At 58.7% G+C, this 14,517-nt stretch carries 23 protein-coding genes; 16 read left to right on the plus strand and 7 right to left on the minus strand.

Going from position 1 to position 14,517, the window contains the following annotated elements; genetic code table 11:
* Positions 1-450: 450 nt before the first annotated feature.
* Together EFD56_RS14775 and EFD56_RS14780 are read right to left on the minus strand one after the other, a co-directional pair.
* Positions 451-1,644: a site-specific integrase gene (locus EFD56_RS14775; RefSeq protein WP_126905611.1), complete on the minus strand. Its 1,194-nt coding sequence runs from the start codon at positions 1,642-1,644 to the stop codon at positions 451-453.
* A gap of 5 nt (positions 1,645-1,649) precedes the next feature.
* Positions 1,650-2,135 carry an Arc family DNA-binding protein gene (locus tag EFD56_RS14780; protein WP_126905612.1) on the minus strand — a complete coding sequence of 162 codons (486 nt, stop codon included), beginning with the start codon at positions 2,133-2,135 and terminating at the stop codon, positions 1,650-1,652.
* Positions 2,136-2,252: 117 nt separating this feature from the next.
* On the opposite strand from EFD56_RS14780, the gene EFD56_RS14785 reads away from it, so the two are divergent.
* Genes EFD56_RS14785 through EFD56_RS32620 form a run of 4 tightly spaced genes read left to right on the plus strand, consistent with a single transcriptional unit; the run spans position 2,253 to position 3,669 of the window.
* Positions 2,253-2,441: a DNA-binding protein gene (locus EFD56_RS14785; protein ID WP_126905613.1), complete on the plus strand. Its 189-nt coding sequence runs from the start codon at positions 2,253-2,255 to the stop codon at positions 2,439-2,441.
* Positions 2,438-2,626 (plus strand): hypothetical protein, encoded by a 189-nt coding sequence (locus EFD56_RS14790; RefSeq protein ID WP_126905614.1) that lies wholly within the window; start codon positions 2,438-2,440, stop codon positions 2,624-2,626. Before EFD56_RS14785 ends, EFD56_RS14790 begins: the two co-directional genes overlap by 4 nt.
* A gap of 54 nt (positions 2,627-2,680) precedes the next feature.
* Positions 2,681-3,502, plus strand: a complete 822-nt coding sequence (locus EFD56_RS14795; RefSeq protein WP_126905615.1) for a helix-turn-helix domain-containing protein — start codon at positions 2,681-2,683, stop codon at positions 3,500-3,502.
* The gene (locus EFD56_RS32620) at positions 3,499-3,669 is read left to right on the plus strand and encodes a hypothetical protein (protein WP_164736830.1); all 171 of its coding nucleotides are present in this window, start codon (positions 3,499-3,501) and stop codon (positions 3,667-3,669) included. The genes EFD56_RS14795 and EFD56_RS32620 overlap by 4 nt, the downstream gene beginning before the upstream one ends.
* A gap of 11 nt (positions 3,670-3,680) precedes the next feature.
* Here EFD56_RS32620 and EFD56_RS14800 read toward each other — a convergent pair whose 3' ends face one another.
* Complete coding sequence (locus EFD56_RS14800; protein ID WP_126905616.1) at positions 3,681-3,911, minus strand: DUF2188 domain-containing protein; 231 nt, start codon at positions 3,909-3,911, stop codon at positions 3,681-3,683.
* Positions 3,912-3,991: 80 nt separating this feature from the next.
* On the opposite strand from EFD56_RS14800, the gene EFD56_RS14805 reads away from it, so the two are divergent.
* From EFD56_RS14805 to EFD56_RS14845, 9 genes are all read left to right on the plus strand, one after another.
* The gene (locus tag EFD56_RS14805; RefSeq protein ID WP_126905617.1) at positions 3,992-4,315 is read left to right on the plus strand and encodes a hypothetical protein; all 324 of its coding nucleotides are present in this window, start codon (positions 3,992-3,994) and stop codon (positions 4,313-4,315) included.
* A gap of 101 nt (positions 4,316-4,416) precedes the next feature.
* Complete coding sequence (locus EFD56_RS14810; protein WP_126905618.1) at positions 4,417-4,659, plus strand: hypothetical protein; 243 nt, start codon at positions 4,417-4,419, stop codon at positions 4,657-4,659.
* A gap of 33 nt (positions 4,660-4,692) precedes the next feature.
* A complete protein-coding gene (locus tag EFD56_RS14815; protein ID WP_126905619.1) occupies positions 4,693-4,872 on the plus strand; it encodes a hypothetical protein in 180 nt (59 codons plus the stop codon).
* Positions 4,862-5,797 (plus strand): hypothetical protein, encoded by a 936-nt coding sequence (locus EFD56_RS14820; RefSeq protein ID WP_126905620.1) that lies wholly within the window; start codon positions 4,862-4,864, stop codon positions 5,795-5,797. Before EFD56_RS14815 ends, EFD56_RS14820 begins: the two co-directional genes overlap by 11 nt.
* A 3-nt stretch (positions 5,798-5,800) precedes the next feature.
* Positions 5,801-6,190 (plus strand): hypothetical protein, encoded by a 390-nt coding sequence (locus tag EFD56_RS14825; RefSeq protein ID WP_126905621.1) that lies wholly within the window; start codon positions 5,801-5,803, stop codon positions 6,188-6,190.
* A gap of 5 nt (positions 6,191-6,195) precedes the next feature.
* Positions 6,196-8,988 (plus strand): phage tail length tape measure family protein, encoded by a 2,793-nt coding sequence (locus EFD56_RS14830; protein ID WP_126905658.1) that lies wholly within the window; start codon positions 6,196-6,198, stop codon positions 8,986-8,988.
* A gap of 3 nt (positions 8,989-8,991) precedes the next feature.
* Positions 8,992-9,855 carry a hypothetical protein gene (locus EFD56_RS14835; protein ID WP_245440588.1) on the plus strand — a complete coding sequence of 288 codons (864 nt, stop codon included), beginning with the start codon at positions 8,992-8,994 and terminating at the stop codon, positions 9,853-9,855.
* 242 nt (positions 9,856-10,097) lie between these two features.
* Positions 10,098-10,364 (plus strand): MerR family transcriptional regulator, encoded by a 267-nt coding sequence (locus EFD56_RS14840; protein ID WP_126905622.1) that lies wholly within the window; start codon positions 10,098-10,100, stop codon positions 10,362-10,364.
* 37 nt (positions 10,365-10,401) lie between these two features.
* Complete coding sequence (locus EFD56_RS14845; protein ID WP_126905623.1) at positions 10,402-10,638, plus strand: hypothetical protein; 237 nt, start codon at positions 10,402-10,404, stop codon at positions 10,636-10,638.
* A gap of 40 nt (positions 10,639-10,678) precedes the next feature.
* On the opposite strand, the gene EFD56_RS14850 is transcribed toward EFD56_RS14845, so the two are convergent.
* Positions 10,679-10,918 (minus strand): hypothetical protein, encoded by a 240-nt coding sequence (locus tag EFD56_RS14850; protein ID WP_126905624.1) that lies wholly within the window; start codon positions 10,916-10,918, stop codon positions 10,679-10,681.
* 8 nt (positions 10,919-10,926) lie between these two features.
* The gene (locus tag EFD56_RS14855; protein ID WP_126905625.1) at positions 10,927-11,253 is read right to left on the minus strand and encodes a hypothetical protein; all 327 of its coding nucleotides are present in this window, start codon (positions 11,251-11,253) and stop codon (positions 10,927-10,929) included.
* A 263-nt stretch (positions 11,254-11,516) separates the two neighbouring features.
* On the opposite strand from EFD56_RS14855, the gene EFD56_RS14860 reads away from it, so the two are divergent.
* Positions 11,517-11,897, plus strand: a complete 381-nt coding sequence (locus EFD56_RS14860; RefSeq protein WP_126905626.1) for a hypothetical protein — start codon at positions 11,517-11,519, stop codon at positions 11,895-11,897.
* Positions 11,894-12,910, plus strand: coding sequence for a hypothetical protein (locus EFD56_RS14865; protein ID WP_126905627.1), 1,017 nt, complete (start codon positions 11,894-11,896; stop codon positions 12,908-12,910). The genes EFD56_RS14860 and EFD56_RS14865 overlap by 4 nt, the downstream gene beginning before the upstream one ends.
* Positions 12,911-12,922: 12 nt before the next feature.
* Here the strand turns inward: EFD56_RS14865 and EFD56_RS14870 are convergent, their stop codons facing one another.
* Complete coding sequence (locus tag EFD56_RS14870) at positions 12,923-13,885, minus strand: site-specific integrase (RefSeq protein WP_245440593.1); 963 nt, start codon at positions 13,883-13,885, stop codon at positions 12,923-12,925.
* 51 nt (positions 13,886-13,936) lie between these two features.
* Positions 13,937-14,170: a helix-turn-helix domain-containing protein gene (locus EFD56_RS14875; RefSeq protein ID WP_126905628.1), complete on the minus strand. Its 234-nt coding sequence runs from the start codon at positions 14,168-14,170 to the stop codon at positions 13,937-13,939.
* Positions 14,171-14,284: 114 nt separating this feature from the next.
* On the opposite strand from EFD56_RS14875, the gene EFD56_RS32625 reads away from it, so the two are divergent.
* Positions 14,285-14,446, plus strand: coding sequence for a hypothetical protein (locus EFD56_RS32625; protein ID WP_164736831.1), 162 nt, complete (start codon positions 14,285-14,287; stop codon positions 14,444-14,446).
* Positions 14,447-14,517: the final 71 nt, after the last annotated feature.

Here is a 14,517-nt window from a genome sequence, read left to right on the forward strand (position 1 = left end):
AGGACGCTGCAGCTCAAACGTGGAATCCCGTGCCCCGTCATGGTATGATTTGCAGCGGAGGAAATAGGAGGAGCAGGCCATGTCTGCGGTTTTCGAATATCTGACGCTGTTCGATTTCTCCATCCTCGCAGCGCTCATCGGCATCTTCTGCTGCGGGTTGCTGGACGGTGAAACGAGCTGAGAAGCGCGCTCTCCGGCTCGGACGGCGCAGGCCACAATCTCATGCGGGCGGAGGCGGGCTGCGCACGTCGCTTGATCTAGGCTGGACCGAGCGGCGGCGGCATTGGGCGCGATCGTCTCGAAAATATCGAGGATTCACAATCATTTATCAGTCGTGGGGAAATATTGGAGGCCTCGCCCGGAATTGAACCGGGGTACAAGGATTTGCAGGCTTTTCCCCGCTCTTGTTTTTACAGGGCTTTTTGCCCTTGTGTCGCGTTCATGTTGCTGTCAGCTGAGCAAGATGTTCGCCGCTTGTGCTAATTCTGTCCCGTCATCGGCACGCGGGAACAGGTGGCCATAGACGTCCATCGTCATGACGATCGAGGCATGGCCCAGGCGCTCCTGAACCATCTTCGCCGGCAGACCGAGGCCGCCATCTTCTTTCCGATTGATAAGCCAGCTCGCATAGAAATGCCGAAGCGCGTGAAGCCCGGTATACTTCGCCTTCAGGATCGGATTCCCATGCTTGTCGAGCTCCCCCGTGTCGACCGTCACCCCTGCCCTCACCATGGCCGGCTGCAGACCCTTCGTGACGACGTTGGAATGTGAGCGAGATTCGCCGTCTGGATTGGCGAAGACGAGCCCCGGCTTATTCCCTTGCTTCAGCTTCAGCTCTTTCAGGGCATTGACCACCAGCGGCGGCACGGGAATGGTCCGCGCCCCGGCTTCGGACTTCGGCGGCCCTGCTTTCCTGAACTGGTCGACACGCTGGCGAACGCTGATCTCGCCTCGTGCGAAATCCACATCCTGCCAGCGCAGCCCGCGCAGCTCTGACGAGCGCATGCCGGTGAATACGACGGTGAGCAGCAGCGGCCGCCAATTGCCCTCGAGGGCGCCTAGGAGCGCTTTGATCTCCTCGCGGGTGGGAATATCCACGCCGACCTCCAGCCGGCCCTTCTGACGCCGCTCAGCGCGTCTCTCGCGGCCTTTCCGGCTCCCGCGGATATCCCGCACTGGATTGCGCGTTGCAAGCCCCCGCTCGCCAGCGTCGGACAGGATGGAGCCAAGCGAGGTGAGGACCTTCTTGATCATTGCCGGCGATCGGCCCTCGCGACGCATCCTGTCCTCGAAGTCGCGCACGGCCGGCACCGTTAGCTTTGACAGCAGGGTCTGGCCGATCAGCGGCACAATATGATGTTCCAGATGGCTCTTGCGCTGGTTTATCGTCGATCGTTCCAGGCCAGCGCCCTCGCCTGACGCTATCCAGAGCGACCCGGCCTTCTCGACGGTGACGCTGGCACTGTCCGCAACGTGAACGCCTTCCCTGACCTCGACGGCGGCCGTTGCTGCGAACGCGTCCGCTTCCTTCTTCTTCGCGAAGGTCTTCTGCCGGCGCTTCCCGGTGGTGTCGACGTAATCGACAATCCAGGCGGATTTCTTTTCACCCTTCGGAGTGTTCCATTCACGCTTGCGGACAGACATTGAACTTACTCCTGGATGATCTTGCTCGCCGGTAGAGTTGCAATGATCGAATTAACGTCGTCACTAAGCTGATAAACTAGGATCTCCGATCCTTCATCGTAGATTTGCTCGCTCATAGACAATCCCGAGACCCGACTCTCGGAATCGTCATTAGCTGTGACGATGATGCGGCTTCTCTCCGCACGTGACGTAGCGTGCACGGCGTTGAGAGCCCATTTTTCTATGAATTCTCCCAGTCTATAACCAGCTGGAAAGTGCTTATCGACGGCACTTAAAACGAGTGATCTCACTGGCACTCGAAGCTCTTGCGATCGTCGCTCAAGACGACTGAGAACATCCAACGGAAGCACGAGCGGATCTTGAAACGATTCGGTCAACCTTGCGACGATCTCTGCATTTACCGAGCGGCCCATTGTTTTAGCTGCCTCGGTGATTTTATCTTTCATTTCTTCAGGCAGCCGAAGTTTCAACTGCGGGTCTTCCCGGCCCATTCTCTATCCCCTTTTCAGAACACCCTCTTATGCACCACCGTGGTCTTGACATCAAGTGACCACGGTGGTTACGTGATCACCGTGGTTCACAAGTGACGCGCCTAGGAGGGCGAACAGATGGAACAGAAAGAACCCCAGTTCGACCTGATTTGGGGCGGTGCGGAGATCGCGAAGCTAATCGGCAGGACCAAGCGCCAAACCTTTCACATGTTGGAGACTGGACAGTTGCCGGCCAAGAAGGTCGGCGATCGCTGGGTGGCCGAGCGCGGCACACTTCTCCGCTTTTTCATGGAAGCTGCAGCATGACCGGCGTCGATCACGAACACAGCGAATCCGTCGTCCTGGCCGCGCAATGGCTTGCCGAGCAGAACCCGGCGCCGCAGCCGATCATCCCCGAGCTTCGGAAGCGATTTCCGTTGACGGCGCTGCAGGCGTGCGAGGCCGCGGCGCTCTCGAACCGCTATCGCTTTCTCCGAAAGGCGCACGGGTAAGATGGTAGCGATAAACGTCTTTCCCGATGGTAATCATCGATAGGAGGCCGGTCCGTGTTGGATCACGACGATTGCTATTGGCTGCCGGTCCTACCTGCGGAAATTCGCCTGCAGATGGAGAAGCTTCCTCCAAACAAGCAGGATTGGCCGGTTGAGCTCAAAAAGGAATATGATCGGCTTCGGTCAGACTTTGTGAGGGCGAAGGCCGAATTCACGACCTGGTTCCGCAAGGATCGGGACTCTCGGATGAACAGGACCTGCAAGCTCATTTTGGTTTATCTCGTCGACTGCTTGAACTTCGAGACAGGCCGCTGCGATCCATCACAGCAGGCGATCGCCGACGAGCTGTCGATCGGCCTGAGCACAGTAGAGCGATGCATTCGACGGATCGCAGATGCCCGATGGATCGAGGTTGTCCGCCGCGGGAAGACGACGACGAACTTCTATCGGCTCCGAGCTCCCAAGGCAAAGGTCAACGCCCTGCTGGACAACGCCGCCGACCTGAAAGAGCGCCGCTTGGAAGCGAGGAAAATCCGGATGTCCATCCCAAGTGACCCCTCAAAAGTGAGGGATCACTCTGATGGTGACCCCGCAAAAATGAAGGCTCATGACCCGTCAAAAGTGAGGGCTCATGATCCCTCAGAAATGAGGGGTAAACATATAAATAGAACACCTGAAGGAGAACACCCGAACAAGGGTCCTTGCTTCGACGGCAACGAGGATACGTATCCGCGAGAGAGCATCCCTGTCCATGAAGCTCACTTCGGTGATTGGGTAAGGCGAAACATTCCCGACGTTACCCGGCACCGCGAAGCCTTCCGGCTGCTGCGAGAGCGGAAGATGACGCCCGAAATCCTGCGGAGGCTGGCAGCATGAAGAACGATCAGCTTGACCTCTTTGCCTGGGCAATCTCTCGCCCCTCTGCCGAAGTCATCGATCTCGTGCCTATCATTGTCCGGAACATGCCGGACCAAGACCCGCAGTACCCTGAGCCAGCAAAGGTCATTCGTCCTGCGTTTGAGAAAAAGAGGGGCGTCGCATGATCCCCTCTCTATCAGCCCGGTGGCGGATACGGATCGTGGCCGTAGGTCCACTCGGTCTGCCATTTCCCGTCACGCCCTTGCACAAGAACTTGCGCATCGTGACCGCTCTTGCCCGATGCGTGGGCCGCATCAACAGCTGCCTGCATCGCAGCCGCTTGTGTGTTGTATTTATAGTCTTTGTCGTTGTGACGGATTTTCCACTCAGTGCCGTCTCTCAGCACGTAGTAATGCGCTCTTGCCATTGCTTCCTCCCGTTATGGCTGCGGATCAAATTGCCGAAACTACGACCTAGAGTCGAGTCCAATTTTGAGGAGATGACGGCATGAACGAGACGCTTTTCTCGAGAAGCGAATTGCTGGCCGCCGACGGGCTCGGGCCGTGGCCGATCCTCATGCGGCCGGATGAGATCATCAACCTCAAAACCGCCGTACATACCGCCGGCCGCGACGAGAAGACGATCCGCGGCTGGTGCAAGGAATTTGGTATCGGTCGACAGGCCAAGCCAGGCGCGCCGCTCGATATCTCCGCTCCGGCGCTGGAGATGGTGATCCACGGCGATGTAGCGGCGCTGGAACTGCTCCGCGAGGGAAAGCGAACGCATCCCAGGGTCAGGCGCTATTTCGATCACCTTGGCGTCCCGGTTTAGACCGCGCTGAAACCCTCACAGGCTACCGGACGCTTCCAATCCTCACAGGCTGAAATCCGTGTTCTTCTGCATCTCGAAACGGAGATCCAGGAGTAGCGGGAATGCCACTTATCGATAGCAGAGAGCGCCGGCAGAAAGATCCCATCGTCAACGTCATGTTGAACGGCCGCCGGGTGACCTCAGGCTTTCGCACCGCTCTCTTCGCCGCATCCAGCCGCGCCGGTGTCAGCGTCAACGAATATGTCATCCAGGCCGCCGGCGAGAAGCTCCTCGCTTCCGGTAGCCAATTCTCGGGCGTCTTCGAGCCTGGCGATCTTCCGTCGCCCGCGGCGGTCGATGGCTGATCAAAACCTCTCGCACAAGGAATCCCAGCAGCGATGAAAAAGCCCTCGCACACCACACAAGTCAAACCGGGCGTCCACGTCGACATGCGCGACTATGGCCGGCAGCCGGACAGTGCAGTCACGGACATGAGCCATCTCGATCGCAACCGCGCCAAGGCGAAGGCCAGCACGGAAGGGAAGCTCAAGCTCGGAGGCAAGAGCGATGATAAATGAGGGTTCGAAGTTCCCTGGCAAAGACCATTCCGACAATGGCAAATGGATCGGCCCGTGGATGCCGCAATGGCGAGATCCGACCGGCAAAGGTCCGTTCACGACGCTGCGGCAGCTCTACGGCGATATTCAGGACGCCTCGGAAGCGCTGAAAGCGAAGCGGGAAGCCCTGAAGAAAACGGGCGAATTCACGCCTGCAGGTATCACCGGCAAGCTGAAGCAGGTCGCCCGAGCGGAAACCATTCCCGCCATTCGCACGGCTGCGGCCGAGCAGGTACGGCGATTCCGCAAGGAGGTGGATTCGCGGCGGGCGGCAATGAAGCCGTTCGATCACGACCCCAAAGATATCGTCAGCGAAATGCGGCGCCAGGAAGTGCGGGCGTGGCTCCGCACCCTGAAACCGGACGAGCGCACCAAGGCTGTGCGAAGTGCATCCGATCCTTTGATCAAGGAAGCGGCGCTCAGCGTGCCTGTCGAGCTCACAGGTTTGCTTCCGTCGACGCGCGACGATCTCACCCGCGAACTGATCGAAGCGCGTTACGGCGACGAGATCGCGGCCCTGAATGAACTGGACAAGGCTGTATCGACCGTCGAGCGCGCCGTCGACGGTGCCCGCGACGATGTCCGTAAATCCCTCGACATGATCCCGCACGATTTCAACGCAGAGTTCCGCGACGTCGAGGACGAGATAGATCGGCTTGCCGAGATCCGCGCATCGAAGCCTCAGCCCATCGACTTCGATTCCGTCATGTCAACCGTGAAGGCACTGAATATAGACGAGCAGGAACAACTGATGGAAGCAATCAAACACGAACAAAGACGCGAAGATACCCGCGCCTTCTATTCCGAGATGGCCAGGATCAGCGGCAAGTCCGCTGCTGAGATGGACAGAATTGCCGGCAAGTTTGGCGGCAAGAAGTCCGCCTAAGAGATGCGGTCCCCGTCGTTCCACGACCTAGTTCCCGCTGCCGGTCGTGGCGTCACAGCGGCGGGGACCGCACCATTACCGGAAGGGAAAAGCCTCCTCGCCGAGCAGGCGAACGCCGCCTTTCTCGAGAGCGTCGATGCTTTCGGCCAGGCGGCGCTTGCCGAATTGGCGCGTCCCGATGGCGATCGCAAGGTGATCAAGGCGAACGTGGTGACGCACCACCGCCGGCGCCGAGCAGAGATCAAACGGATGGCCGAGGCATTTGGACGGGGCGAGCTGCCGGCAACCGATCGCGCCCTTCTCAGGTTCGCGCTGGAGCGATCCATGGCGACCCTGGACGGGATCTATAAGGATTTCCGTCGATCAGTGAACATCATGCACGAGAAGGGTTGAAGACCATGTTGCAGCAAGGCGTCTCGATTGTCATCGATCCCTCGGGTGCGCAGACCGGCGGCCGCGTGGTCAAGCGCGAGTTTCAGGAGATCGGCGATGCCGCGATCAACGCGCAGCGCATGACCGATACCCTGTCGAAGGCGCAGCAGCAAATGGCGAAGTCCGCGCAACTATCGGCGCAAAGCCTATTCCAGCAGCAGGACGCCTTGCGGGCCCGGTTCAATCCGACCTATGCGGTCCTTCAGCGCTACAAGGTAACGCAGGACGAAATCCGCCAGGCGCACAGGCTCGGCGCCCTGTCGGTCAACGAGATGACAACGGCCCTCTCCCGCGAGCGTCAGGCAGCGCTGTCTGCCATTGCGGCGATCAAGGGGTACAACAGCGCGGTGACGGTCGCGTCCAGCACGCGGCAGACAGCGAGCAAGGGGATCAGGAGCTTCGAGACGGCCAACTTGGCGGCACAGTTCCAGGATATCGCCGTGACGGCCGCAATGGGCATGAGCCCGCTTCAGATCGCCCTGCAGCAGGGTACGCAGCTTTCGGCCGTGCTCGGCCCCATGGGCGCAGGTGGCGCTGTAAAGGGCCTTGGCGCCGCGTTTTTGTCGCTCTTGAATCCAGTCTCCCTGGTGACCATGGGTCTCGTCGCAGGTACCGCCGCCCTCCTCCAGTATGTGGGCAGCGCCGTAAGCGGCACCAAGACGGTCGACGAGCTCCTCAGTCGCCACGCGGAGAATATTCGCGGAATCAAATCCGCCTATGGTGAAGCCGCTGCCGGCCTCAAAGCCTATGTCTCGGAAAGCAAAGCGACGCTTGCAGCCAATGCCGGCGAAACGCTCGAGGCAACCAAGGCGATCGTCGCCAAATCCGCGCGCAACGAGCTATCCGAGGCGCTCGGCCTACCTGCCTCCGATTTCGCCGGCAACATCAACGTCATCGATCGGTTCAAAGAGGCGATCAACCAGCTGAAAAAGAGCACCGAGGCCGGAAAGCCGGACCTCCTGGCTTACCGCGATGCGCTGTCTCAGATCGCCACCAGCGCCGACGCGGCACCTGCTCAGAAAAAGCTCGCCAACAGGCTTCGTGTGATCGACGAGGATGAGCTGAAAGCCGCAATGGCGCTGCCGGGAATGCTGAAGGCGGTCCAGGTCGCCGCGGAACAAAGCGCCGGCGGGCTGGACAGGCTGAAGGCCATCGATCTCTCCCAGACCACACAGGGCGCCGCGGCGCTCGGCACGTCGCTCCAGACGGTTTCGCAGACCGCGAAAGGCACCGCCGCCACGGTCATCGATGTTGCCCAGCAGGCGGCAAACTCGAGGCGGCAGACGCTTACCTCGCTGGAGCAGTCCAGCACCCAGCTGCGCTCGATGAAAACCGAACTCTCGGATCTTCAGAAGGCGATCGCCGAGGCTGCGAAGACACCAGTGTCGGAGGTCTTCGGCGATGGCGTTGCCGGCCAGGCGGCCGCGGACGCGATTGCTCGGGCTGCATCATCTGTCCAGAAGGTCTTCCAAGCGCTTGATGGTGGTCAAACGACCGCGCTGCAGGCGCATGAGAGCCTGGAGCTCATCCGGCAGAGCCTTTACCAGATCGGCGGCGATCCGCGGATCATCGACGGCTTCATAAACGCCCTGATGAACGGGAACGGCCGCGTTCGTGACCTCCAGGCGTCCGTAGAATCCTTGTCGAAATCGATCCTTTCCATCCCTGACAAGACGGTCAACATCGGCATCCGGCAATACACCGTCCCGTCGGCCGGCGGCGGCTCGGCAAACGTCAACGTCATCGGCGGTGGCGCTCCCGATATGACGCTGCAGCAATATTCGATCGGCGGCCGGACGCACAACGTCTACGGCGGCATCAGCACCTTCGCGACGTCCCAGCAATGGGCAACGCTGACCCCGGCGGCGAGGGAACGCATCTATCGCGGTCAGTCGGATTTCATGCAGGAATTGTCGCGCACGACGTCGGGAGGGCTGATCTCTCAGAATGATTTCCAGGCGATGTATGAAACGCTCGGCTACCGTGCCGCGGGCGGTCCGGTGTCCGCCGGCGGAACATACCTCGTCGGCGAAAAGGGCCCGGAGATCCTGACGATGGCAGCGGCCGGCGCCGTGACCAACGCCAACAGCACCGCATCAATCCTCTCGGGTGGCCGCGATACCCTGTCGCTGATCGAGGACCACGCCAGCAATGCGCTGCAGGAACTCCGGATCCACACCAACTATTTCGAGACCTACGAGAGCGACTTTGGCGAGATGCTCGCCAGCCTGAAGGAGGTCAAATCCGGGATTGCATCGGTGGCTGTGGCGGCGCGCGCATCGGTCATGAGTTCTTACGGCTCTTTGGGCGGCAGTTACTCCAGGCGTGGCGGCGGCTTTGCCGGTTCGGGCGGCTCGAGCTCCAACTCTGCGATCGTCGATTACAACTCCCCCTTCATGGGGCCGGGGATCACCTTCACGAACGGTACCGGCGCCATCGGCTACGCCACCTATAACATCACCCCGGGCATAACCGGTATACAGCACAACCCCGGCCTGACTGGTTTCGCCTTGGGCGGCCAGATCATGCCCGGCGAAGATCAGAAGGTCGAGTTCTTCAAGCGCAACAAGGAACGTGTGCTGATCGTCGACGACAGCAAGGTTTCAGATGAGCGCAGCGGCTCGGCGGGCAAGGAAAAGGCCACCGTGAACGCGCCGATCACCGTCCACTTCCACGGCGACACAGGGGACGCTCGTTCCCGCCAGGCCGCGGCGGACGACATTCGCAGGACCATCCGCCAAGTCATGCAGGGGCGATAGACCATGAGCTTGCCGAGGCTGCAGGAATGGGGAACCGTTGAAATGGGTAGCGATAACCGGAATTCTCGACAGCACAAAATCGAGCGGTTAGTCCGCCTCTCGTCGGGGCAGACACCTGCACAAGTCGACGCTGAGTTGGTCCAGGACTACGAGGTAAAGCCGCACGAGGTCGACGCGGTCAGGGAGTTCCTCGCGGCCCATCCCCTGCCGAAATACAAGGAGATGAATGGCCTCCTGAAAATGGCGATTGACCATCCTCGACAGGAGGTCGGGATGGCCGTGCTCATGAAAGCGATGGGCGTTTCCGACGAGAGTGTCTTCTACGCCTTTGTCCGGCAGCTCACCAACGCGGTTTCGAAGGACGAGAACGCCGACGTGTCGGAGCTCAATTCGGCGATCGCCCTGGTAGCCGGGATTGAACCCAGAGATCATCTGGAGGCGATGCTGGCCGTCCAGATGGCGACGGTGCATATGGCAGCGATGCGTCATTCCAGATCAATGCTGACCTCGGGCACGATCGAGCTTCTGGATATCCACGAACGAGCTGCCAACAAGCTGATGCGCACCTTCACCACGCAGATGGAAGCCCTGCGGAAGCATCGTAACGGCGGCAATCAGAAAGTCGTCGTCGAGCATGTCCACGTGCATGAGGGCGGCCAAGCGATCGTCGGGAAAGTCACCCACGGGGGGAGGGTCTCCGAGAAAAGAGAAACGCAATTCCATGAACAAGGTAATTTATCCGTTTCAACTCGCGCCGCGGTGCTCGGCCACGTCGAAGAGAACCAAATCCCGATGCCGATCGCCGGCGGAGAAGGGCAAGAGTGTGTGCCGGTTCCACGGCGCCCGAGCCGGGGCACCAAAAGGTAAGAGGAACGGAGCTTATAAGCATGGCCGGTATACCTGCGAGGCCATCGAAGCCCGCAAGCAAATGGCGGAGATCATGCGGTCTCACCGGGAGCTGATGACGATCTTAGCCGATAAACGTGTTTGATGGGATTGAGTTTATCCATCAATGTGCGTTATATGTTCGCGGCGACCACGGATGAACTGGCGCGATGAATCGGCCGGCCTTTAGAGGTCCGGCCTTTTCTTTTGGAGCGATCAGCCACATGACCGTCTATCGGGGCAGCGGGAAATGTCTTCGCGATTATCAGATCAGCGTCGACGAGGCGGCACGGGTGCTGCATGTCACCGCGGCCCGCATCCGGACGCTCTCCCGAGAGGGCTATATCAAGCCAGGCCGCCGCAAGGGATTCTATCGCCTTGGCGACGTCATTGACGGGCATGCCGAGGCCGTGATGATGGGAGTGCTTGCCCGGCCGCTGGAGCGGGCCAACTGCAGACCGACGTTTGCGTGTCCTCTCGAAGACGACTAGAGATTGTCGGATCGGTTGACGAATCTAGGGGGCGCAGATGGGCTGGTTTTCGCGTGGTGATGATCGCGAGTTCGAAGAGTATCAGCGCCGCGAGCGTGCGCTGGAGCAGTCAACGCCTCAAGAGTATGTTGCTTACTTCATCGGCATCAACAGCAAAGCGATAGTCACCGAGCTGCGGATCATCCGTTGGGTCCTGATCGGAATCTTGATCATGCTCATAACTTTCGCGAACTCACTGCTTCCAGCAGGGTGGTGGCATCGAGGCGCTCTTTGAGAAGATAGCGATAATCACTGTTATCGCTGGTTTAAGCCTGTCAGGAGAAACATCCGGGCGGCGTGATCATCTCGACGGACGCGATTTCCCGATCGCTCAGCGGCTTGCCATTCTCCCAGGATCCGCTGAACGCGAACAGAAAAAAATGGACCTCAAGCGTGTCGCCGATCTGCTTTATCGGGCGATCCGGATAGATGTCGTTGTAGCGCCGGCGGGCGGCTTCAGCCTTGGCTTCCCAGTCCATAAGCCCTAAGTTGGGCATCGCTTGATCGATCGGCAACCAGCCCGCTATTTTACCCGCTTGTAGCAGGCAAGCTGGATGACGTTTACAAATTCGGCAATTTCCTTGGCCTGCATAGCTTCAGTCGAAAAAGCGGGCCGTTCATAAGCTGCAATGATCAACTGCCTAAATGCCTTCTTCAATTCGTCGATCTCCTGCTGCTTGTCGACGACTTCCATCATGACAGACATATCGACGTCTCTCTGCCTTTGTGTCATGACGGCACGCGCAGCCTCGCCGGCTGATTTGCAGATGTCCTCCTCGGCGATTGTTGTATTGGCCGATAGAATGAGCGACGCCACGCCAAACGCGGCGGCACAAAAGCTGTATTTCATAATGGAATCCCCCAACGCTCCACATACCACGAGAATGATGTCTAACGGGGGTTGTGTCTATTACGCCATTTAGGCGATCTCCCTGGATCTCCCTACCAGCGAGAAAGACCGTTATCGCTAGCCTGCGGCTTGCAAGCTAAAGGCGAATAAAAAAATCTCGCTGGATTCACGGATCTTTAGCGCCAGTTCACGCAAAAGTAGGCCCTGACGCGGTTGCGACTCTAGCACATCTCAGCTACCCGTCGCCTTGGGGAGCTTTATAAATGGCGTATTTAGAAGAATTACCTGAGCAATGCCCTCCTGCTACTGCGCAGGATCAAGCATTCGGCCCGGCTTACAGGATACTACCGGCGGCAGCGCCTGCAATTGAACATTTTTATTCCTATCGCCAGCTGGGATTGCCGAAACCAGGGGGCGTTGACGACTGCCGCTATATGTCGTGCTCAATGTTTACCAGCGTCGCCCAGGCGAAGGCTATCGCCAAGTTGCCAAAAAAACGTGCGACGTCTACTCACCTGGCAACGATTATGGTCGAGCCAGGCTTCGGAGCGTCGACCATCAATGCGGTAACGAGCCACGTTGATTTTTGGCCGTACGATACGTTCGATGTTACCTTAGCGGTAACGGGGGTGGTGGCATTATGAAGATGCCTAGAAAACGCAAAGTGACCTTTGCGGCAACGTTGATCTTCGCTGACGAGCCGCAGCTCGTCTTGCTGAAGGATCGAGATTTGCCGATCGTTGCTGTCGCTATCCCAGACGACGATCCGCGTAAGTCGATGTTTCTTGCAACGACTCTTCCTCGTAAAGAGTGGCAATCCTATCTCGATGGGAACTGCGACCTGAGGTATCTCTTTACGTATCCTAAGGCGCGATTAGTCTACACCTTTGACCTCAACGCAATGCAAGATAACATCGTCCGGATGGACCCTTATCTTGAGGCGATACCAGAGGAGCTTCTTCCAGAGCCACGCATGTTCTCCGTGTTTCACACCGAGGAATTGCCAGTCGAACCAATGGCGTCGGACGAAGAAGTTTTGGTGGTTGACGGCGAGTGGGATATGCCGGAGTTCGGTAATTTCTATCAGCGGTACTCGGACGTCTACGCGTTCATAGCTGCAATCAAAAACTGGAAGTCCTTGCACGTCCCCATCGAGCTTCGACAGAAGATTCTACAGATATTCAACACCAAGCCCTTCCAAGGCGGCTTCAGCTATGTCCACTTCTTTCAGGAGTTGAATTCTAGAGTTCAGAGGACGCAGAGGCTCGGTCTTGATAAGATTAGTTATGCTTCTCCGGGGACGGTGGAAATAAGAGGCGAAGCAGAGTTGTTTGCCGAAATGCAAAGCCTAATCCCGAATTTCCTCGAGCATAGGGACGAGATCTCGGAACAGTACAAAAAGCTGTACCAATACCTCTCCGAGAACCGTTACCTTCAGATGTCAGGCGAAAACTACCCAGACGAGCCTGTGATATCGAGCTACATCAATTCTGAAGCGCGAGCGTTAGCGGAATTGATGTCCGAGCCGGATTTTGATGCAGTTCATGCACTTGCCCATGACAATGCATTGGTCACAGCAAAGATCGTACTCGCATTTCAGCGAAGGCTTGATGAAGCCGCAGCCTATTTCGCCCAAGGTCGCGTGAGCTTTAGCTGATTCCAGAAACGGTTACAGGAACCCGTCGCCAGCGTGGTCTTTGAACCTGTCGGCGCGTCGGACATACGTCTCGACTGTCCGGGGATCGCGATGCCTTGTTACCTCCATGATCCGCGAGATGCTGGCACGGTTTTCTGCCGCCGACGTGACGAATCCGGCCCGCAGTGAGTGACCCGATAGGCGCTCGACATCGAGGCCGGCCGCGTCGGCATACTTCTTCACGATCAGAGCGACCGACTGCGCCGTCAGCGGCTCATCCGTCAGATGGTCGCCACGGATGATCCGTCGGAAGACCGGGCCCGAGCTGATGCCGGCAGCCGCAAGCCACTCCTTGAGCCTGTCCGCCGGTCTCAGCGCCTTTCCATTCAGGACGGCAACCGATTGGCCCTTTGCCTCCTGGTCAGTCTTCGACTTCGGCAGGAAGACGTCGACACCATCGTCGGAGAACGTCAGATCCTCGATGGTGATGGCGACCAGCTCGGAGCGGCGGAAGGCGCCGGCGAAGCCCAGCAGCAGTAAAGCCCTATCCCGCCTGCCCTGGAGCGTCTCAGGCTCAATGCGGGCCATGAGCGCATGAATGACATCGACGGTCGCCGGCGCCTTCTGGCGGGGCGCTGTGCCGACGGTGCGACGGATGCCTTTCAGGATGGCAGCCACCCCGGCATTGTCGGTCGGGTTCTCCTCACCGGCGCCGCGGTGGAAGAATCGGATCGCAGCGAGCTTGCGGGCGATCGTCGGCACCTTCTTGCCTGCAGTGGCCAGCGAGGACGCATAATTCGCCACGGTCGCAGGGAGGGCTGGCAGCGAGCTTTTGCCTCTCTCCGCTGTCCAGCACCGGAAATCCTCCCAATCGCATCTGTAGGCTCGCATGGTGTTCTGTGACAGGGCCGCGCGGCCATAGTCCAGTGCGTCGGCGCTCAGATCGGTTGCAGCGTCCAAACCCGGCTGCGGGGTCACCAGCATCAATGCGGACATGCTCAAAACATCCTCCCGTTGATTGGTAGCGATAAAGGGCATTCTCGGCAGCTATTTCACGAGCCGGACACCAGGCTGACCATGATTGAGAAACTCGATGCCCTCACCTTCGAGCGCCCGCATCACGGATTGGATCTTGTCCAAGCCGCTCGTGAGCACTTCCGCGCCGCGCTTCTCCATCGAACTGATGGTGTTGATGTTCACTCCCGCCTTCTTTGCGAGGGTGCCTTGATCCAGGCCGGCCAGTGCACGAGCTGCCTTCAATTGGTTGCCAGTGGTAAGCATTTCGTTCTCCAAAACTACTGCACTAGGAATTTTTCATAGTTTACTGTTGACTGCAAGCGAATTTAATGGTTAATAGGAAACTAGGAATAATTACTAGCCAAGGGAGTTAACGAGATGGCACGCAAATACGAAGTCACCTTTCAGGGTTCGCAAGGCCAGGTCGCCAAGGTTCTGGACCTGAAGGCCAACGTCACCGTCGTAAAGTTCGCCCGCCGCCGCCAGGCAAAGCTCTTCCCGGGCCAGTTCGCTGGCGTCCTCGTCAAGTCCAAAGCCTGAAGGACCCGATCATGTTCACCGCTCTTGCAATCATCGCCATCGGCTTTATTGCGGCTTTCGTCCTCAAGGAC

It is taken from the genome of Rhizobium phaseoli, from assembly GCF_003985125.1.
Taxonomy (GTDB): Bacteria; Pseudomonadota; Alphaproteobacteria; order Rhizobiales; family Rhizobiaceae; genus Rhizobium; species Rhizobium phaseoli.